This is a genomic window from Rhizorhabdus sp. (assembly GCF_018006725.1).
Taxonomy (GTDB): Bacteria; Pseudomonadota; Alphaproteobacteria; order Sphingomonadales; family Sphingomonadaceae; genus Rhizorhabdus.
Genome location: NZ_JAGMXV010000095.1, coordinates 1 through 17172 on the forward strand (window position 1 = coordinate 1; position 17172 = coordinate 17172).

Sequence of the window (17172 nt, forward strand, 5' to 3'; positions counted from 1 at the left end):
CCCCGACGCCACCGGCGTAAGCCAAGCCGAGGTTCGAACTGGCGATCGCCTCGCCTCCTTCGCACGCCCGGTGATAGTAGGAGGCGGCATATGCGGGGTTGGCGACGACGCCCTGCCCTTGGGCATAAGCATAGCCGGCCATCGTGCAGCCGCGCATGCTGCCAAATTCGCAGCCCTGAACGAAATATCCGAAAGCACGAACCTCGTTCTGCGGCACTTGGTCGCCTTCGAGAAAGGCATAGCCGTTTTCCGTGCAGGCTTCGGCGTCGGCAGTTCCACAGGATGGCAGCATTTTTGCTACATGGCCGGGCGACGCGCCTTGCGGTGCGGCGATCTGTTCCGGCGGCACATCATCCGGGCGCTCCGCGAAAGCGAGGCCGGCAAAGCCCGTTCCAGCCAGGCACGCCAGGCCTAACAGCAGGAAAGACCGTCGCAACGTGCCATCGATTAGGATCACCTGATTGAATCCCCGATCTTTTTCATTTCATATCCATGGCTTACGCCGAGCCATGGTCACCCGTAATCGAGCTGGGAATGTGACGCGCAGAAGGCGGATCTTGTTCCGGACAGGCATCGTCATGCTGGCGCTTCAGGCAGCATGGGGCGCTGCATACGCAGCCGCCGCAGCTTCGGCCGATCGATGGACGACCTGGCACAATCCCCGCTTCGGCTTTTCGGTCTGTTATCCGCAGGGGCTGTTCCCCGTCACCCGGCAATCGCCCCAGAATCACGGGATCGTCATGGAGTCCTCGGATAGCGCGCAGATGATCGCTGCGGGGATGATCTACACGCGCGCGACCTTGGCCGAACCGATCCGCATGGAAAAGGAACGGCTTACGCATATCGCGCTGGAATCGAGCAGCCGAGATCTGAGGACCGGCGACGCCGAGTTCATCGTTTCGGGAACGCGCGTCGACCAGATCCTCTACACCAGGGCCATGCGCAAAGGCGACCGGCTGATCGCCGTCCGCTTCCGTTATCCGGAGAGCCTGAAATCCCGTTACGCGCCGATCGTCGAGCGCATGGCAGACTGTCTGCGCTTCTCGGAGAAGGGCGGAGACCGCTGATAGCGTTGCCGTCCATGAACGGATCCGCGCGAGGACAGGGAACAAGCCTGCACAGGGAGTACGCCTTCACCCGGCCCATGAAAGATTGCCGCCGCAGCGCCACCAGTGGCGACGCGCCGCCATCGACCCGTCACGTCGTCAAGGGAAGGAAGATGGTGCCCAGGGACGGGATCGAACCGCCGACACTGCGATTTTCAGTCGCATGCTCTACCAACTGAGCTACCTGGGCACTCGTTGGAGGCGTGCCTATAGAGGTGGGTAACAGGTCCTGTCCAGCCCGCTTTTCGCTTTTTTATTCAGGCTCGATATCGGCGGGCGGGCCGGGGATTCGATAGCCGTCGTCGAGCCAGCGCAGCAGGTCCCGATCGCGGCATCCCTGGCTGCAGAATGGCTCATATTCGGGCCGGGCCGGCTTGCTGCAGCCGGGACATTCATGGATTTTCCGCGTCGACATGGCCGCCGGATATGGCGAGGCGCGCGTCGGGGCGCAAGGCGATCGGTGCACCGATGCGCCGCGCCAGTTCTGCCTGCCAGTCGGCACGGCCGGCAATGCGCTCGATCCCGGCCGGATGGGCGCTGATGCTGCGCGCGCCTGCGCCCGGCGTGCGCTCGGCCCGGCGGAGCAGCGCGCGCGCGGCGGCGCCCACGCCGTCCCCCTGGAGCCGCTCGGGCAGCGAGGCGCGCCTGCGCGGGCGAACGATCTGCAGGAAGCCGAAACCGTTGACCGCCGTTCGCTCGAAGGGCTGTGGCAGGATCGCATCGACCGCGTCGGCCGCCGCCTGGCGCGCCGCCTTGCTGCCCGCGGTGGGCAGGTCGATCCCGATCGAGCCTTCGATGCCATGCCGAACGATCATCGCTGCAGCCGCCGAAGCGCCGGCGACCGCGAGCGCCGCAGGATCGAGCCAACCGTCCACGTCGATCAGGCTCATCGCCGGGGTGAGCGACAGGCGCAGGCTGCCGCCGTCGAAGCCGGCCTCTCCACTGCGTGCTTCCTCGAGCAACTCGGACCAGCCCGCCGCTTCCAGCGCATCGGGCTCATGCGCGCCGAGCCGCCGGATCGGAAGGCCCGTTGCCTCGATCCGCTGGAGCAGACCGGGGCCGATCGTCGGCGCAGCATCGGGCGACGCCTGTCGCGCCAGCGCGAGCTTGGCCCGCCCCGGTTCGGGCAGCGCGGCCCTTCGGATTTCGACAAGCAGCGCACCGCCTTCGGTAACGCCGCGCGGCAGCGGCTCGATCAGCGCCTCCGCGCCGTCCTCGAGGCGCACGAGCCCGCGACGTCCGGGAACGGTGATGCGGATCAGTCGGGCCCTGGCGACGGTGCCGGCGGGCGGCCCGTCATCGTCGGCCTCGATCTCGGCGGACAGGATGATGCCGTCCTCGATCAGCGCCGCGCGCGCTTCACCAATCCCGTCCTCGTAAATCCACTCAGCCATCCGAGGGCGGCAGCAGCCCTGCCGAAGAAAGCAAGGCGCGCGTTTCGAACAGCGGCAGTCCCATCACCCCCGAATGGCTGCCCGAGAGCATCGCCACCCAGCTTTCGGCATAGCCCTGGATCGCATAGCCCCCTGCCTTGCCCTGCCATTCGCCGCCCGACAGATAGGCTTCGATCTCGGATGCGGTGAGCCGCTTGAACTTGACGATGCTGGTCGAAATCCGATGCCGCGCCTTGCCGCTGCCGTCGATCAGCGTGACGGCCGAATGGACGCGGTGTCGCCGGCCCGACAGCAGAACGAGGCAGGCGCGCGCCTCCTCGGCGGTCTCGGTCTTGGGCAGGATGCGCCGCCCCGCCGCCACGACGGTGTCCGCGCCAAGGATGCACGCGCCCGCATGGCGCGCCGCGACCACAGCCGCCTTCTCCGCCGCCATGCGCGCGGCATAGCGCGCCGGCTGCTCGTCGCGACCCGGCGTCTCGTCGATATCGGCGGGGTCGATCGCGGACGGCTCGACACCGAGCCTGCGGATCAGCTCGGCCCGTCGGGGACTGGCCGAGGCGAGAATGAGCAGGGACAAGGCCCCTGCCCTTATTTGAAGCGGTAGGTGATACGACCCTTGGTCAGGTCATAAGGGGTCAGCTCGACCAGCACCTCGTCACCGACGAGGACGCGGATGCGGTTCTTGCGCATCTTGCCGGCCGTGTGACCCAGGATTTCATGGTCGTTCTCGAGCCGGACACGGAACATGGCGTTGGGCAGCAGTTCGACAACCTGCCCGCGCATTTCCAGCAATTCTTCTTTCGCCAAACCAGTGCCTCACAGAGATGATCGGAGTTTGGGCGTCGCCATACGCGCTTGACCGCCAAAAGGAAAGCGGCGCTTGAAGACAGGCTGGAAGCGGCGCTTGACTGCCCCAAAGGAGAGATGCGGTAGCGGCAATTGCGCAGACCGGTCCATTTCTCTAGCGGCTGCACCGGGAAGACATCAAAGGGAGGAGAATCGCATGACCGAGGACGAGATCAAGGACGGCTTCCGCCATGCGATGCGGCGCCTCGCGACGACGATCGCGCTGATCACCACCGGTCGCGACGAAAGCTGGTCGGGCATGGCCGCGACCGCCGTCATGTCGGTCTGTGCCGAGCCCCCCACGCTGCTCACCGCCGTCAACCGTACCGCCAGCATCCATCCGGTGCTCAGCCAGTCGGAGCGCTTCTGCGTCAACCTGCTCGCCGATCGCCACCGCGATCTGGTCGGCATCTTCAGCGGCCAGAAGAAGGGCCTCGCCCGCTTCGAAACCGGCGACTGGACTGCCGGCCCGGACGGCATCCCGGTGCTCGGCGACGCGCTCGCCAGCCTCGTCTGCCGGACGACGCAGCAGATCGACGTCGGCACCCACACCCTGTTTCTCGGCGAGGTCGAGGAGGTGGTGAACCATGACGAGATCAGCCCGCTGGTCTGGGTCGACGGCACTTTCGCCAGCGCCGCGCGCTGATCGCCTGTCTCCGATGCGAAGCGGCGTTCAGGCCAGCCGCGCGGTGCTTATCACAGCCGCTTCGCTTCCAGGATCTTCACCGGCTGCTTGATCAGCTGCCCTTTCATAGAACCCGATCCACCCGGCCAGGTCTTCTCCGCGAGGATCTTGCGCACCACCGGCATGCCCGAGACGACCTTTCCGAACACCGCATAGCCGGGATCGCCCGCCTTGGCGTCCATCGCGGGAGAGGGGCCTACCATAATGAAGAACTCGCCCATGGCGCTGCCCGGTTCGCGCCGCGCCATCGAAATGGCGCCGTCGACATGGCGCAGCCCGGTCTTGCTGGTCGGTTCGTGCGCGATCGGCGGCAGCGAGCGGCGGAAGTCGCGATGCACCCCGCCCTGGATGAACCCCAGCCTCGGATTGCCGACCGCGCGCGCCGCACGATAGAAGGTCGTGCCGTCGAAGAACTGCTTGTCGACATAAGCCAGGAAATTATTCGCCGTGATCGGTGCGCGCTTCGTATCCACCGCGACGACGAAGCTGCCCGCCGTTGTCTTGACCGCGACGCGCACGATGCCGGGAGCTGCCTGTAGCGGCGGCGCCAGCAACGGAGTGAACAACAGCAAGGCGGCGACTTGGAGGAGCGATCGACGAATCATGCCTTGAGCTTAACCGGTCGGGCGATCGGGTCCATCGCGGAAAGAGGGTAAACGCCGAGGTTAATACTGGCTTCACCATATCGACTTGCGATAGACAGTCGGACGAAGCGTTGGAGTAAGTTCATGACCGCGAAGCGCGCCCTGTTCGGCATCGCCCTGCTCATCCTGGCACCGGGGACGGCATTGGCCATGGTCCCCGATGCCGATGGCGAGATGCGGCAATATGTCCGCGCCCGGCTGGCCGATGCGGACGGCATGCCCGAAGCTGCCGCCAACAGCTATGCCAAGCTGCTCCAGGCCTCACCCACCGACCGGCGCCTGGCGCTGCGCACCTATCGGCAGGCGTTGACGGCGGGCAATTTCAAGCTGGCCGGACAGGCCGCGCGCCAGCTCGACAGCCTCGGCGCCCTGCCTACGGACGGCAGCCTGATGCTCTTCTCGGAAGCCGTCGCTGTGCGCGACTGGCGCCTTGCGGACCAGATCGTGACCCGGATCGACCGGGAGCAGGTGTTCGGCTTCCTCGTGCCTGTGATGCGCGGCTGGGTTGCCTTCGGTCGGGGCTCGTCCGATGCCGCCCGCCTCGCGGCGCCCGCCGGCGGATCGCAGCTGGCCAACGCCTATTCGCGCGACCATCATATCCTGATCGAGTTGGCGATGGGGCGCAGCGAGGCGCTCGCCGACATCCGCAAGCTGGCGACCGCCAACGATACGCGCTCGCTTCGCCTGCAACTGGCCGCCGGCGCCCTGTTCGCCAAGCGCGGTGAGATCGACAAGGCCCGACTGGCCCTTGAGGGTCGCGCGCCCGAACTCGCCCGCGCCCGCGCCCAGCTCGATGCCGGGCGTCCGATCCCGGGCGCGGTCGACAGCGCCGAACGCGGCCTGTCCGATCTGTTCGCCCAGCTTGCGATCGACGTGAAGGGCGACGGACGTTCGCCGATCTCGCTGCAGCTCGCTCGTATGGCCTGCCACATGGCGCCGTCCAACGCCGCCGCGATCATCGCCACCGCCGACCTGCTGTCGGGCAATAGCTATAATGAGTCTGCGTTGAAGCTGACCCTGCAGGTGCCGGCCGACAATCCGCTGTTCGAGGTCGCCCGCCAGCAGCGCAGCGGCATATTGATGCAGATGGGCGATCGGCAGGCGGCGCTTGGCGATGCCGAAAAGGCGGCGGCCCGGCCCGACGCCCCGAGCAACGCCTTCGTCGAACTCGGCGGCATACTGTCGGACCTCGAACGCCACGAAGAAGCGGCCAAAGCCTATCAGAAGGCGATCGACAAGGACGAAGCCGAAGGGATCAAGAGCTGGGTCCACCTCTTCCTCAAGGCCGGCGCGCTAGACCGTTCGGGTGATTGGGAGGGGGCCAAGGCGCTGCTGCGGCAGGCCAACGCCATAGCTCCCGGACAGGCGATGATCCTCAACTATCTCGGCTATGGCATGCTCGACCGGGGCGAGAATCTGGCCGAGGCGCAGACCTATATCGAGCGCGCCAGCGGCCTCGACCCCAATGACGCGGCGATCGCGGACTCGCTCGGCTGGCTCTATTACAAGCGCGGCAATTATCGCGGCGCCATCCCGGCGCTCGAACGCGCCGTGGCGGGCGACCCCGGCCAGTCGGTGATGAACGAACATCTCGGCGACGCCTATTGGGCGGTCGGACGCCGTATGGAGGCACGCTATTCGTGGCGCGCCGCCCTCGTCCAGGCCGACAAGGCGAGCGCCGACCGCATCAACCGCAAGCTGTCGGACGGACCGGGCGAGACGCTGTCCGCCAACGATCGCTGATCGCGCCTCCGCGCTCGGCCGATCTCACCGCCATGACCGACAGCGAGATCGCCTTCGCGAAGATCAACCTAGCGCTCCACGTCCGTCGCCGCCGCGAGGATGGCTATCATGAGCTGGAGACGATCTTCGCCTTCGCCAGGCATGGCGACCTGGTCAGCATCGCCGAGGGCCCCCCGCGCCTGACGATCGACGGCCCCTTCGCCGACATACTGCGCGGTGAGGACCCGGAGGACAATCTGGTGATGCGCGCCGCGCGCGGCCTCTACCGCCTCGCCGGTGCCGGAACCCCGCCCGCGATCCATCTGGACAAGCGCCTGCCCGTCGCCGCCGGCATCGGTGGCGGCTCGGCCGACGCCGCCGCCGTCCTGCGCCTGCTCTGCCGCCGGCTGGGCCTGTCGATCGAGGCGCCCGAGGTACTGGCGCTGGCCGCCGAACTGGGCGCGGACGTCCCCGCCTGCCTGCTGTCGCGCAACGTCCGCGGAGACGCGCGCGGCGACGTGCTCCGGCCGGTCGACGGCAGCGGCCTCAGCGACACCCCGCTGCTGCTGGTCAACCCCGGCGTGCCGCTGTCGACGGGGCCGGTCTTCAAGGCCTGGGACGGCGCAGACCGCGGCCCCCTCGCCTCCGGCAACCCGCTCGAAGCCGCACTGGCCGGCCGCAACGACCTGGAGCCCCCCGCCCTGCAGTTGTGCCCGGTCATCGGCGAGGTGATCGAGCGGTTGGCCGCGCAGCCGGGCTGTACGCTGACCCGCATGTCGGGGTCTGGCGCAACCTGCTTTGCGTTGTTCGAGAATACCGACCAGCGCGACGCCGCGAGCGAAGCGGCTTTCGCGGAAAATCCTAGCTGGTGGAGGCTGGCGAGTAGCTTGCGATAAGCGACTGCCTCTTCCCAATTAATAAACTGTCCCCGATTTTGTGATGACGCCTTCATATTTCGCGTCGGCGGTAAATCGGGGACAGTTTACGAATTCGCAACCCTCTACCCCGCCTCGTGAACCCTCAAGCGTTCCACACCGCCTAGGGGGCGCTCTTCAGCACCGCCGTGAGGATATGCCAGCCCGTTGCGATACCATCCTTGTCGAAGGCCGAAAGAGGCGGGTCGAAGGCCAAGCTTCGAGCCTGACCACAATAGTCGGCCAGGAACTGCGCCTCGCCGCGTTGTTCGATATAGCTACACGCCTGCATCTTACCGTCCTTGCCGACGGTGAAGCGATAGACGTTGAGCGCACGCTGTTGATACCCGGCGCGCGGCGCGCGAATTTGTTCGCGAAGGTCGGGCGTGAAAATATCCGCCTGGTGCAGTTCGATCTCAGCCGAGATGCCTGGATAATCGCCACGAACAGCCAAGCCTACGTCGGGCGGCACCGCCATGCCATAGCCGCAAGGTTTTCCCTCGGCAGTCTTTGCAGCGGCCGGCATCTTTACGACCATCTTGCAAGATGTTGCATGGCCCTTCTGGTCAACAGATAGCGACACCACCATCCAGTTCTCCCCGATTGCAGGCATGCCGCCCGGGATCATCCACCGGATGCGATTTCGATAGCTTGCCGCCTCCGCCTTGCCAGCCGAATCGAGCGCGGGCAAAAAACTCGCTCTGGCCATCAGCACTTTGCACGCTGCTTCATCGAGTATGTCAAACCCGCTGCTTTCGGTAATCTCGCAACGCGTGGCTTTGCCGTTCGCGTCAACAGCCAGCACGAACCGGGAGGTGCCGGTCATCTGCAATCGTAGCGCCGGTATCGGATAATCTTCCGGCGTGACCCATTCGCCGGGTGTGCCTTGGGGCACCGGTGCTGTTGGGTTTGCCTTAGTCTTTTCGGCGATTGCAGCATGGGAGCAAGTCAGCATTGTCCAAAGTAACAATGTATATCTTGCCCAGTTCATGCGCATCTTCCCCCGTCGGCCGGGTACAACTACGCCGAGTTAGTATTGGGCTCAAAAGGGAAAATACACATACGGCCGACGTTGTTGGGCCTGTGCCGCCACGTGTCGCCGATCGAACGGAGCGGTCGATCGTCTCATCGCTAGTCCTTAAGCCGGGCCCGCGATACGAATGAAACGATGCTCGGCCCTGCGGAAGGTCGCAGGCCTAACGTGCTCGACTCAGCCCAGCTTTGCCAGCGTCACGCCTTCATATTTCGCGTCGGTCGGATCGAACAGCGCGTGCGGCTCGAAATTGTCGGCGGTCAGCATCACGCTGTTGAGGCCGGCGAGCTTGAAGGTGCCGAGCTTGGGCTCGGCAGGGACCTTGCCGTCGCGCAGGGTGACGACGCCGTCGATGAAGGGGTCGTCATGCTTGGTGTAGAGAATGTGCGGCGTGATCACCATGGCGGTCTTGTTGTAGACGGCGGTGATGCAGAGCTTGCGCCGGATCGCCTGGGCGATCAGCTGCGCTTCGGGCGAGAGTTCGGGGCCCGAGGCCGGGGCCACGACGCGGCTGAGCGACAATGTCTTGCGCGGTGTAGTCATCGGACGCGCGCATATCGGGCCGGCGGGCGCAAAGCAAGGGTGGCGGCGGCGTTCAGCCGGTGGAAAGCCATTGCGGGGCAAGCAACGGTCATGGTCCGCCAGCTCCTTCCGCTCGCCACACTGATTCTTTCCGCACTCGCCGCGCCGGTGGCCGCGCAGGAGGAGGATGCCGAGCATCGTGCCGATCGCCTGCGGACGATCGAACTCAACCGCGGTGCGCAAGCGAGGGTCGATGCCCGCGACCGGTCCAACGCGCGCGTCCGCGAGACCAACCGCGCGGCGCAGGAGCGTTACGAGCGGCAGCGCGAGGAATGGCGCCGGCGGGTCGAGGCCTGCGAGAATGGCGACTATCGCGCCTGCGCGCGCTGATCGCGCACCGGCCCACCCCGGCGCTCATACGAAAAAGGGCCGGAAAACCCGGCCCTTTCGCGTTCACATATTAGGATAGTTCGGACCGCCGCCGCCCTCCGGCGTGACCCAGTTGATATTCTGGGTCGGGTCCTTGATGTCGCAGGTCTTGCAGTGGACGCAGTTCTGCGCGTTGATCTGCAGGCGCGGCGCGCCCTCTTCCTTGCCGACGATCTCATAGACGCCGGCCGGACAGTAACGCTGCGCAGGCTCGTCATAGAGCGGCAGGTTGATGTCGACCGGGACGCTCGGGTCCTTGAGCTGCAGGTGGACGGGCTGGTCCTCCTCATGGTTGGTGTTCGACAGGAACACCGACGAGAGGCGGTCGAAGCTGATCACGCCGTCGGGCTTGGGATAATCGATCTTCGGCGCGATGTCGGCGCGCCACAGGCCCTCATTGTCCTTGTGATGCTTGAGGGTGAACGGCAGGCCGATGCCCAGCGTGCGCATCCACATGTCGGCGCCGGCCATGATCGTGCCCGCGAAGGGGCCGAACTTGGCGATGAAAGGCTCGGCATTGCGGACGGTCTTGAGCTCCTTGGCGACCCAGCTGTCCTCCAGCGCGGCCGGATAGGCGGTCAGTTCGTCCGACGAACGCTCGTGCGACAGCGCCTCGAACGCGGCCTCGGCGGCGAGCATGCCCGACTTCATCGCGGTGTGGCTGCCCTTGATGCGCGGCACGTTGACGAAGCCCGCCGAGCAGCCGATCAGCGCGCCGCCGGGGAAGACCAGCTTCGGGATCGACTGCCAGCCGCCCTCGTTGATCGCGCGTGCGCCATAGGAGACGCGGCGGCCACCCTCCAGGATCGCGCGGATCGCCGGGTGCTGCTTCCAGCGCTGGAATTCCTCGAACGGATAGAGGTGCGGATTCTTGTAGCCGAGCCCGACGACGAAGCCGAGCGCGACCTGGTTGTTCGCCTGGTGGTAGAGGAAGCCGCCCCCGACCTCCTCGGTCAGCGGCCAGCCCTGGGTGTGGATCACGCGGCCCGGCTCATGCTTGGCCGGGTCGATGTCCCACAGCTCCTTGATGCCGATCGCATAGGTCTGCGGCTCGCAATCGGCCTCCAGGTCGAAATGCCCCTTGAGCATCTTCGACAGATGGCCGCGCACGCCCTCGGCGAAGAAGGTGTATTTGGCGTGGAGCTCCATGCCCGGCTGATAGTCGGGCTTGTGCTCGCCGGTGCGGCTGACGCCCATGTCGCCGGTCGCGACGCCCTTCACCGAGCCATCCGCATTGTAGAGGATCTCGGCGGCGGCGAAGCCGGGGAAGATCTCGACGCCCAGATTTTCGCCCTGCCCCGCCAGCCAGCGGCACAGATTGCCGAGCGACAGCGTGTAGGTGCCCTTGTTGTTCATGAAGGGCGGCAGCGCGATGTGCGGCATCGAGAACTGACTGTTCGCCGTCAGGATCCAGTGGTGGTTCTCGGTCACCGGCACGGTCAGCGGGCTGTCCATGTCCTTCCAGTCGGGCAGCAGCTCGTTCAGCGCGATCGGATCGACCACCGCACCCGACAGGATGTGCGCGCCGACTTCGGAGCCCTTTTCGAGCACGCAGACCGCGATTTCGCGGCCCGATTCGATCGCCAGCTGTTTGAGACGGATCGCCGCCGCCAGGCCAGCCGGCCCGGCTCCCACGATCACGACATCATAAGCCATAGATTCGCGCTGCGACATGTCTGGTCCTCGTCCTGCCTATCCGGTCATCGCATCAAAAAAACGTCATGCCCCAAAGGCGCTGCCCGCAGATTGACGCCCTCGTCAACCCATTCCTTTAGTCACCCCCATGGTTTTTGGGGGAAATCATGCCTCGGCAGCCGAACTGGCCAGCCTGATGGGCTGGTGGCGCGATGCCGGACTGGATGTCCTGGCAGCCGATGAGCCGCGCGACTGGCTCGCGCCGGTCGAACGGCCCGCCGAGCGGACCGCAAACACCCCCGTGATCGAGCCGACCGCCCGCCCCGCGGCGATGCCCGCCGCAGCCGAGCGCCCCGCTCCGCCGGCCTCTTTCCCCGATACGCTGCCCGCCTTCCAGCAATGGCTGGTGACCAGCGAGAAAATCGCCATGCCGATGTCCGCGCGCGTCGCGCCGATGGGCGATCCGACCTCCGGCCTGATGGTGCTGGTCGATCTGCCCGAGCAGGTCGACGTCGCCAATGGCCGCCTGCTGTCCGGCCCGGTCGGCGAGCTGTTCGACAAGATGCTGGGCGCCGTGAACCGTGACCGCCAGTCGCTCTATCTGAGCGCGATGGCGCCGGGCTGGCCGACGGGAGGCGTCGTCGACCGCGCGATGGGCGTGTTGTTCAGCGAACTGGCGCGCCACCATGTCGCACTGGCGCGGCCCCGCGCGCTTCTGCTGATGGGCGAGCAGCCCTCGCGTGCCTTCCTGGGCAAGGGCTTCGTCGAGGCGCGCGGTTCGGTCCACGACGTGCAACTCCCCGGTGGCGCGACCAAGGCCGTCGCCACCTTCCATCCCCGGACGCTGCTTCAGCACCCCCAGCAGAAGCGCCGCGCCTGGGAAGACCTCCAATTGTTGATGAAGTTGCTTTCATGATGCGATCCCTCCTCCTCGCCGGTTCGATGCTGTTCGCGCCGTCTCTCGCCTCGGCACAGACGGTGATCCCGACCGCCACGGCCGGCCTCGCAGCGGCGGCCCAGCCGCTGGCGATCGCCTCCGGCATCACCGCCGAGCACAAGGCCGCCTATCGGTCGATCTTCGCGGCGATCCGCGCAGGCGACTGGACCACCGCGCAAAGTGGGATCGACGCCCTGCCCGGCGGCCCGCTGACCGATGTCGCCCAGGCCGAACTGATCCTGGCCAAGGGGTCGCCCAAGGCGGCCGATGACAAGCTTGCCGCGCTGCTGACCGGAGCGACCGACCTGCCCGAGGCGCCGGACCTCGCGGCGATTGCGGCCAAGCGCGGCCTCTCCTCCCCCACCCTGCCAGTGGCGCGAGACCTCGTCCGTTTCGCCGGGCCCTCGCGGCGGCAGACCGCGCGCAGCCTGAAGAACGACCGGGCGGCGGCCGCGCTCGCCCAGCAGGCGCTGCCGCTGCTCCGCGACGATCGTCCGAGCGAGGGTGAGGCGCTGGTCCAGGCGAAGCTGCCCGAATTGTCGCCAGAGGCGCAGGCCGAATGGCTGCAGCGGACCTCCTGGTCCTATTATCTGACCGGCGACGACGCCAATGCGCGCCGCGTCGCCGACCTGGCCCGCGTCGGGACCGGCGACTGGGCGGTGCAGGCGAGCTGGGTTTCGGGTCTCGCCGCGTGGCGCCAGAAGGACTGCGCTGCGGCCGGTACCGCCTTCGAGGACGTCGGCAGTCGCGCGCGCGATCCGGAAATGATGGCCGCCGGCCTGTTCTGGGCCAGCCGCGCCGACATGGTCTGCCAGCACCCCGAGCGGATCGAACCGCGCCTTCGCACCGCCGCGCGCATGGGCGAGACCTTCTATGGGCTGATCGCCAAGGCGGCGCTGGGCATCGAGGACGGTCGCGATGGCGGGGTCAAGCTGACCGCCAGCGACTGGGCCGCGATCGGCACCATCCCAAATGTCCGTCGCGCGGCGGCGCTGGCGGAGATCGGCGAGACGAGCCTGGCCGAGACGATGCTGCGGCATCAGGCGCGGATCGGGCAGAGCCGCGACCATGAATCGCTGATCCATCTCGCCGCCCGGCTCAACCTGCCGGCGGCGCAGATCTGGCTGGCGCAGAACGGCCCGTCGGGCGCGCGCCTGTCGCCGGCCGCGCGCTATCCGATGCCGGCCTGGACGCCGGAATCGGGCTGGCGCGTCGACAAGTCGCTCGTCTTCGCCCACGCCCTGCAGGAATCGCGTTTCCGCACCGACGCCGTCAGCTCGGCCGGCGCACGCGGCCTGATGCAGCTGATGCCCGGCACCGCACAGATGGTCGCGCGCCATCTCGGGCGCTCGGTCGACACCGGATCGCTGTTCCAGCCGACCACCAATTTCGAGCTCGGCCAGGCCTATCTGCGCGAACTGGCGGACAATGCGGGCGCCACCGGCGGGCTGCTGCCGAAGGTCATCGCCGCCTATAATGCCGGTCCCAATTCGGTCGCCAACTGGAACGCGCGCGGCCGTAATCTGGCCGACCCGCTGTTGTTCATCGAATCCATCCCCTTCGTCGAGACGCGCGCCTATGTCGCGATCGTCCTGCGGAACTACTGGATGTACCAGCAGCATTCGGGTGCCAAGCCGGTCAGCATGACCGCGATCGCGCAGGGCATGTGGCCGCGCTTTCCGGGGCTGCCGGGGCAGCCTGCCGTCCGCCTGACGGCGATCGGCTCGACCGCCGCGGCCGACTGAGGGTACAGCGCATGCCGATCAAGGAAGATCTGCCCTTCCACCCGGTCCGGATCGCCGTCCTGACCGTGTCGGACAGCCGCGACCTGTCGACCGACAAGTCCGGCGACACGCTGGTCGCGCGGATCGAGGGAGCCGGGCATGTCGTGGCGGATCGCGCAATCGTGCGTGACGACGTCGACCTCATCGTCGCCCGCCTGCACGGCTGGATCGACGATCCCGAAGTCGACTGCGTGATCACGACCGGGGGCACCGGGGTAACCGGACGCGACGTCACGCCCGAGGCCTTCGCGCGGGTGTGGGACAAGGAAATCCCCGGCTTCGGCGAGCTGTTCCGCTGGCTCAGCTATGCCAAGATCGGCACGTCGACGATCCAGTCGCGCGCCACGGCCGGGGTCGCGCGGGGCACCTATATCTTCGCGCTGCCGGGATCGACCGGAGCGGTGAAAGATGGTTGGGACGACATATTGGTCTATCAGCTCGACAGCCGGCACATGCCCTGCAACTTCGTCGAGCTGATGCCACGCCTGACCGAGCGCTGAGCGGGACCGGCCCACGCCAGCCCCGTCCATGCGTCACGCCAGCTTCAGGCCCTCCTGATTCATCGCGCGGGTCAGCTTGGTGGTCTCTTCCTCGCTGAGCAGGCCACGCAGGCGCGGGAAGATTTTCGTTTCTTCCTCCTGCATATGGTCCTCGAGCATCGCGCGGAAGTCGCCGACCTTGGCGAGGAACTGCGGATGGGCACTGTCCATCTCGCCCAGCTCGAACAGATATTGCTTCACATAGCCATGATCGCCGTTGAGCTTGTCGGCATCGGCCGCCTGTCCATGGGTGCGTAGCACGGCATAGACGGCATTTTCCTCCTCCATCGCATGCTTGGCGAGCGCATGGCCGATCTGGGTCAGCAATAGTGAGCGACGAACCTTGTGGTCATTGTCGGTCGCTTCGAGCTGATCGAACAGGGCCAGCACCGCCTTATGCTCGGCCGCCAGCGCCTCATCCCACTCGCCCGCCATCATCGTCGGCGCCTGGACGAAAATCTTGCGCACGGCATTGGCGGCGAGGCCTGCGGTCAGGCCCGCCGCCGCGCCGATCGCGAAACTCCGCGTCGTCTTGTCTTCCAACATGGCACTCTCTCCTCATTCCGTTGGGCGAAAAACGACCGAGCAGGGCGGCGGTTGCGGAATCGCAGGTGAAACAACCTCTTAGCTGGTGTCAGAACAAGGCGAGCTGTTGTCCCGGCGCGCGGAAGAGATCGGTGCGCAGTTCGAACCGCGCGCCGTTCAGGCCATGTTTGCGACAGGCCAGCCGAAAGCGCGCAAGCAGTGCGGCGGCATAGGCGCCCCTGGGCCGGAAGCGGTCGAAGAAGGCGCCCTCATTGTCTTTCCCCCCGCGCATGTCACCGATCAGCGCCATCACCCGCGCCGCGCGGTCGGGATAATGGACCGCCAGCCACTCGCGGAACAGCGGCGACACCTCGTGCGGCAAGCGGACGACGATCGAAAAGGCCCCACTCGCCCCAGCCCTGGCCCCCGCCTCGACGATCGCCTCGATCTCATGGTCGGTGATGGCGGGAACCACCGGCGAGACGCTGATCGACACCGGGATCCCTGCTTTCACCATGGTCTCGATCGCTGCGATCCGGCGCGCCGGCGCGGAAGCGCGCGGCTCCATCCGGCGGGCCACGACGGGGTCGAGCGTCGTCACGGACATCATCACTGCCGCCAAGCCTTTCGCCGCCATGGGCCCGAGAATGTCGATATCGCGGACGATGCGGGCGGACTTGGTGGTGATGGCGACCGGATGCTCATGCTCGGCCAGCACCTCGAGCAGCCCGCGCATGATGCGAAGCCGTGCCTCGACCGGCTGATAGGGATCGGTGTTCGTCCCGATCGCCATCGGCTCGCAGCGATAGCCGGGCCGCGCCAGTTCGCGCCGCAGCAGCTCCGGCGCTTCCGGCTTGGCGAAGAGCTTGGTCTCGAAATCGAGTCCCGGGGACAGGTTATGATAGGCGTGGGTCGGCCGGGCGAAGCAATAGATGCAGCCATGCTCGCAGCCGCGATAGGGGTTGATCGAGCGGTCGAACGGAATGTCGGGCGACCGGTTGCGCGTGATGATCGTGCGAGGCTTTTCCAGCGTCACTTGCGTCCGCAGGACCGGGACTTCGCCGTCTATGCTTTCGCGCGCGTCGAGCCAGTCCCCGTCGCTCTCACGCGCCCGATCGTCGAAGCGCCCGCTCAGGCCCCCACTGGCGGCGCCGCGCCCGTGAAGGGGCACGGGCAGCGGTTTTGACGAGTCGGGCATGAATGGAACATAACAAGAACAATCGGCGCCGCAAGCGCGACGCGGGGTCCGGGTCTTACTGTGCGGCTTTGGAGGTGGTCTTGTCGTCGCCGATCAGGCCCCCGGCCTTGCGGCGATGGCCGACCCAGTCGACGATCGCGCGCCCGGTGGCGTTGAGCAGGGGATGGGTACGCGAGTTGCGCATCCAGCCGGGCCGCTCGGATGACGCGCCGTAGAGCGTGTCATAGCCGAGGTTGATCAGCAGATAGGCGAGCGTGACGATGATCAGCCCCTTGAGCGCGCCGAAGCCGAAGCCCAGCACGCGGTCGAGCGGCCCCAGCACCGACGTCCGCATCCGCTGCCCCAGCGACGCGCCGACCAGCTTGCCCGCCGCATAGACGATCAGGAAGATCAGCACGAAGGCAAGCACGCTCGCCCCGCTGGAATTGCCGACGAACCCCATCGCCATCTTGGTCGCGGGCGCGTGGAACAGCTTGAGCGCGAAGATCGCCGCGACCCAGGAGAAGAGCGAGATGACCTCGGACACGAAGCCGCGCAGCACGCCGAACAGCCCCCCGCCGAAAATGGCGAGGAGGACGATGATGTCGAGGCCGGTCAATCCATACATAGGCCGGCGTGCTACCGGCGGCCGAGGATATGGTCAACGAGCGCGCCGAGGCTGGAAAAGCTCTCCTGACGCATTGCCTTGCCCGGCGGATCCTTGGCCGCAGGCCCCCAGGCCTGGCTGAAACCCAGCTTCGCCGCCTCCTTCAGCCGCAGCGGCGCATGCGCCACGCTGCGCACTTCTCCGGACAGGGCGATTTCGCCGAACAGCACGCAGTCTATCGGCACAGGCCGTTCCGCCAGCGCAGACACCAGCGCGGCCGCGACCGCCAGATCGGCGGCGGGATCGGACACGCGATAGCCGCCGGCGATGTTGAGATAGACTTCGGCGGTCGAAAAACTCAGCCCGCAGCGCGCCTCCAGCACCGCCAGGATCATCGCCAGCCGCCCCGAATCCCAGCCGACCACCGCCCGGCGCGGGGTCGCCCCGCTCTGCAAGCGCACGGTCAGCGCCTGGATTTCGACCAACACCGGCCGCGTACCCTCCATCGCCGGGAAGACGGTGGCCCCGCTCACCCCCTCCCCGCGCGTCGTCAGGAACAGCGCGCTGGGATTGGCTACCTCGCTCAGGCCTTCCTCCTGCATCGCGAAGACGCCGATCTCGTCGGTGCCGCCGAAGCGGTTCTTGACCGCGCGCAGGATGCGATATTGGTGGC

21 protein-coding genes and 1 tRNA gene are annotated in these 17172 nt (G+C 66.8%); 8 read left to right on the forward strand and 14 right to left on the reverse strand.

Annotated features, from left to right (window positions below):
• The coding region (locus tag KAY22_RS14070) for a tetratricopeptide repeat protein (RefSeq protein ID WP_296624057.1) at positions 1-457 on the reverse strand (457 nt) is incomplete at its 3' end.
• Positions 458-557: 100 nt separating this feature from the next.
• Between KAY22_RS14070 and KAY22_RS14075 the strand changes: the two genes are divergently transcribed.
• A complete protein-coding gene (locus KAY22_RS14075) occupies positions 558-1067 on the forward strand; it encodes a hypothetical protein (protein WP_296624058.1) in 510 nt (169 codons plus the stop codon).
• Between the two features lie 153 nt (positions 1068-1220).
• Here the strand turns inward: KAY22_RS14075 and KAY22_RS14080 are convergent.
• From KAY22_RS14080 to infA, 5 genes are all read right to left on the reverse strand, one after another.
• Positions 1221-1296 (reverse strand) — tRNA-Phe (locus tag KAY22_RS14080).
• A 63-nt stretch (positions 1297-1359) separates the two neighbouring features.
• Positions 1360-1521: a DNA gyrase inhibitor YacG gene (gene yacG / locus KAY22_RS14085; RefSeq protein WP_296624059.1), complete on the reverse strand. Its 162-nt coding sequence runs from the start codon at positions 1519-1521 to the stop codon at positions 1360-1362.
• Entirely contained in the window at positions 1499-2500 is a 1002-nt protein-coding gene (locus tag KAY22_RS14090) for a ribonuclease (protein WP_296624060.1), read from the reverse strand. Before KAY22_RS14090 ends, yacG begins: the two co-directional genes overlap by 23 nt.
• Positions 2493-3077, reverse strand: coding sequence for a Maf family nucleotide pyrophosphatase (locus tag KAY22_RS14095; protein WP_296624061.1), 585 nt, complete (start codon positions 3075-3077; stop codon positions 2493-2495). Before KAY22_RS14095 ends, KAY22_RS14090 begins: the two co-directional genes overlap by 8 nt.
• An 11-nt stretch (positions 3078-3088) precedes the next feature.
• Complete coding sequence (infA, locus tag KAY22_RS14100; protein WP_003049127.1) at positions 3089-3307, reverse strand: translation initiation factor IF-1; 219 nt, start codon at positions 3305-3307, stop codon at positions 3089-3091.
• 196 nt (positions 3308-3503) lie between these two features.
• On the opposite strand from infA, the gene KAY22_RS14105 reads away from it, so the two are divergent.
• Entirely contained in the window at positions 3504-3992 is a 489-nt protein-coding gene (locus KAY22_RS14105) for a flavin reductase family protein (RefSeq protein WP_296624062.1), read from the forward strand.
• A gap of 50 nt (positions 3993-4042) precedes the next feature.
• On the opposite strand, the gene KAY22_RS14110 is transcribed toward KAY22_RS14105, so the two are convergent.
• Entirely contained in the window at positions 4043-4636 is a 594-nt protein-coding gene (locus KAY22_RS14110; protein ID WP_296624063.1) for a peptidylprolyl isomerase, read from the reverse strand.
• A 123-nt stretch (positions 4637-4759) separates the two neighbouring features.
• Between KAY22_RS14110 and KAY22_RS14115 the strand changes: the two genes are divergently transcribed.
• A complete protein-coding gene (locus KAY22_RS14115; RefSeq protein WP_296624064.1) occupies positions 4760-6418 on the forward strand; it encodes a tetratricopeptide repeat protein in 1659 nt (552 codons plus the stop codon).
• Between the two features lie 32 nt (positions 6419-6450).
• Positions 6451-7293 carry a 4-(cytidine 5'-diphospho)-2-C-methyl-D-erythritol kinase gene (locus tag KAY22_RS14120; protein WP_296624065.1) on the forward strand — a complete coding sequence of 281 codons (843 nt, stop codon included), beginning with the start codon at positions 6451-6453 and terminating at the stop codon, positions 7291-7293.
• A 142-nt stretch (positions 7294-7435) separates the two neighbouring features.
• On the opposite strand, the gene KAY22_RS14125 is transcribed toward KAY22_RS14120, so the two are convergent.
• Together KAY22_RS14125 and KAY22_RS14130 are read right to left on the reverse strand one after the other, a co-directional pair.
• Complete coding sequence (locus tag KAY22_RS14125; RefSeq protein ID WP_296624066.1) at positions 7436-8302, reverse strand: energy transducer TonB; 867 nt, start codon at positions 8300-8302, stop codon at positions 7436-7438.
• Positions 8303-8521: 219 nt separating this feature from the next.
• Positions 8522-8887 (reverse strand): hypothetical protein, encoded by a 366-nt coding sequence (locus tag KAY22_RS14130; RefSeq protein WP_296624067.1) that lies wholly within the window; start codon positions 8885-8887, stop codon positions 8522-8524.
• A gap of 90 nt (positions 8888-8977) precedes the next feature.
• Between KAY22_RS14130 and KAY22_RS14135 the strand changes: the two genes are divergently transcribed.
• Entirely contained in the window at positions 8978-9256 is a 279-nt protein-coding gene (locus KAY22_RS14135) for a hypothetical protein (protein ID WP_296624068.1), read from the forward strand.
• 63 nt (positions 9257-9319) lie between these two features.
• On the opposite strand, the gene KAY22_RS14140 is transcribed toward KAY22_RS14135, so the two are convergent.
• Positions 9320-10969, reverse strand: coding sequence for an electron transfer flavoprotein-ubiquinone oxidoreductase (locus KAY22_RS14140; RefSeq protein WP_296624069.1), 1650 nt, complete (start codon positions 10967-10969; stop codon positions 9320-9322).
• A 109-nt stretch (positions 10970-11078) separates the two neighbouring features.
• On the opposite strand from KAY22_RS14140, the gene KAY22_RS14145 reads away from it, so the two are divergent.
• The 3 genes from KAY22_RS14145 to moaB are packed head-to-tail and all read left to right on the forward strand — an operon-like array spanning position 11079 to position 14151.
• Positions 11079-11846 (forward strand): uracil-DNA glycosylase family protein, encoded by a 768-nt coding sequence (locus KAY22_RS14145; RefSeq protein WP_296624070.1) that lies wholly within the window; start codon positions 11079-11081, stop codon positions 11844-11846.
• Positions 11843-13612 (forward strand): lytic transglycosylase domain-containing protein, encoded by a 1770-nt coding sequence (locus KAY22_RS14150; RefSeq protein WP_296624071.1) that lies wholly within the window; start codon positions 11843-11845, stop codon positions 13610-13612. The genes KAY22_RS14145 and KAY22_RS14150 overlap by 4 nt, the downstream gene beginning before the upstream one ends.
• An 11-nt stretch (positions 13613-13623) precedes the next feature.
• A complete protein-coding gene (gene moaB, locus KAY22_RS14155) occupies positions 13624-14151 on the forward strand; it encodes a molybdenum cofactor biosynthesis protein B (protein WP_296624072.1) in 528 nt (175 codons plus the stop codon).
• A gap of 33 nt (positions 14152-14184) precedes the next feature.
• Here moaB and KAY22_RS14160 read toward each other — a convergent pair whose 3' ends face one another.
• The 4 genes from KAY22_RS14160 to KAY22_RS14175 all read right to left on the reverse strand — a co-directional run.
• Positions 14185-14736, reverse strand: a complete 552-nt coding sequence (locus KAY22_RS14160; protein WP_296624073.1) for a hemerythrin domain-containing protein — start codon at positions 14734-14736, stop codon at positions 14185-14187.
• Positions 14737-14824: 88 nt separating this feature from the next.
• Positions 14825-15913 carry a PA0069 family radical SAM protein gene (locus KAY22_RS14165; protein WP_296624074.1) on the reverse strand — a complete coding sequence of 363 codons (1089 nt, stop codon included), beginning with the start codon at positions 15911-15913 and terminating at the stop codon, positions 14825-14827.
• A gap of 55 nt (positions 15914-15968) precedes the next feature.
• The gene (locus KAY22_RS14170) at positions 15969-16520 is read right to left on the reverse strand and encodes a CvpA family protein (RefSeq protein ID WP_296624075.1); all 552 of its coding nucleotides are present in this window, start codon (positions 16518-16520) and stop codon (positions 15969-15971) included.
• A gap of 11 nt (positions 16521-16531) precedes the next feature.
• A partial coding sequence (locus tag KAY22_RS14175) for a magnesium chelatase domain-containing protein (RefSeq protein ID WP_296624076.1) occupies positions 16532-17172 on the reverse strand: 641 nt, incomplete at its 5' end.

Bases quoted from the DNA above. Each gene is read 5' to 3' on its own strand.
- yacG (WP_296624059.1), bottom strand. From the start codon at position 1,521: ATGTCGACGCGGAAAATCCATGAATGTCCCGGCTGCAGCAAGCCGGCC.
- KAY22_RS14090 (WP_296624060.1), bottom strand. From the start codon at position 2,500: ATGGCTGAGTGGATTTACGAGGACGGGATTGGTGAAGCGCGCGCGGCG.
- KAY22_RS14105 (WP_296624062.1), top strand. From the start codon at position 3,504: ATGACCGAGGACGAGATCAAGGACGGCTTCCGCCATGCGATGCGGCGC.
- KAY22_RS14110 (WP_296624063.1), bottom strand. From the start codon at position 4,636: ATGATTCGTCGATCGCTCCTCCAAGTCGCCGCCTTGCTGTTGTTCACT.
- KAY22_RS14115 (WP_296624064.1), top strand. From the start codon at position 4,760: ATGACCGCGAAGCGCGCCCTGTTCGGCATCGCCCTGCTCATCCTGGCA.
- KAY22_RS14120 (WP_296624065.1), top strand. From the start codon at position 6,451: ATGACCGACAGCGAGATCGCCTTCGCGAAGATCAACCTAGCGCTCCAC.
- KAY22_RS14125 (WP_296624066.1), bottom strand. From the start codon at position 8,302: ATGAACTGGGCAAGATATACATTGTTACTTTGGACAATGCTGACTTGC.
- KAY22_RS14130 (WP_296624067.1), bottom strand. From the start codon at position 8,887: ATGACTACACCGCGCAAGACATTGTCGCTCAGCCGCGTCGTGGCCCCG.
- KAY22_RS14135 (WP_296624068.1), top strand. From the start codon at position 8,978: ATGGTCCGCCAGCTCCTTCCGCTCGCCACACTGATTCTTTCCGCACTC.
- KAY22_RS14140 (WP_296624069.1), bottom strand. From the start codon at position 10,969: ATGTCGCAGCGCGAATCTATGGCTTATGATGTCGTGATCGTGGGAGCC.
- KAY22_RS14145 (WP_296624070.1), top strand. From the start codon at position 11,079: ATGGTTTTTGGGGGAAATCATGCCTCGGCAGCCGAACTGGCCAGCCTG.
- KAY22_RS14150 (WP_296624071.1), top strand. From the start codon at position 11,843: ATGATGCGATCCCTCCTCCTCGCCGGTTCGATGCTGTTCGCGCCGTCT.
- moaB (WP_296624072.1), top strand. From the start codon at position 13,624: ATGCCGATCAAGGAAGATCTGCCCTTCCACCCGGTCCGGATCGCCGTC.
- KAY22_RS14160 (WP_296624073.1), bottom strand. From the start codon at position 14,736: ATGTTGGAAGACAAGACGACGCGGAGTTTCGCGATCGGCGCGGCGGCG.
- KAY22_RS14165 (WP_296624074.1), bottom strand. From the start codon at position 15,913: ATGCCCGACTCGTCAAAACCGCTGCCCGTGCCCCTTCACGGGCGCGGC.
- KAY22_RS14170 (WP_296624075.1), bottom strand. From the start codon at position 16,520: ATGTATGGATTGACCGGCCTCGACATCATCGTCCTCCTCGCCATTTTC.